At 44.3% G+C, this 743-nt stretch carries 2 protein-coding genes; both read left to right on the top strand.

The features are described from left to right. Nucleotides 1–366, top strand: a 366-nt coding sequence (gene cpaB, locus R7Q11_RS26015; protein WP_225466981.1) for a Flp pilus assembly protein CpaB, incomplete at its 5' end; no start/stop codon positions are given. 7 nt (nt 367–373) lie between these two features. Further along, nucleotides 374–743 (top strand): pilus assembly protein N-terminal domain-containing protein (locus R7Q11_RS26020; protein WP_225466982.1); only part of this gene is annotated, 370 nt, incomplete at its 3' end.

Here is a 743-nt window from a genome sequence, read left to right on the forward strand (position 1 = left end):
GACGTTATCGGCGTAGCGGGTTTCCTACTGCCGGGTAACAAAGTGGATGTGTTGAGCACGGTGAGCTATGGCAAAGGCAAGCAAGCGACCACACTCACGGTGTTAAAAAATATCAATGTATTAGCAGTCGACCAAACAGCAAAAACTAACGACAACAAACCCGTGATCGTTCGTGCTGTCACCTTGGAAGTCACCCCCAAAGAAGCGGAAAAACTGCTTTCTGCTAACAGCAAGGGTGAGATCCAACTGGCTTTGCGTAACCCTCATGAAGTCGATAAACCTGTTGTTGCAAAAAAATATACCCCTCGACCTAGTGTGACCATCATTAAGGGATCTCAGGCATCCAGTGTCCGAGTCAGTAATTAGGTGAATTATGAAAACAATAATATTACTCGTTAGCCAGTTACTTTTTGTTAGCTTGTCTGTTCATGCGGCAACCGCGCAGTCTGGAAGAGTTGTTTCTGTTGCGCATCATCAATCTACACAATTGGTGATTTCAGGTAAGGCCAAAAAGGTGACGTTAGGGGATCCAGAAGTCTTGGATATCGTGGTTCTAAGATCGAATGAACTGTTCTTGATTGGTAAAAAACTAGGAACGACCAATGTGTCGGTTTGGGATAGTCGTGGCCGATTGATCGAACAGTTTAATGTCGAAGTCACTCACGATTTTAATACGCTTAAATCTAAGTTGTTCCAGTTCTTACCGGACGAAAGTATCGAAGTGCATAGCGCTCAAGAGAAAG

The organism is Vibrio sp. 970 (assembly GCF_033339075.1).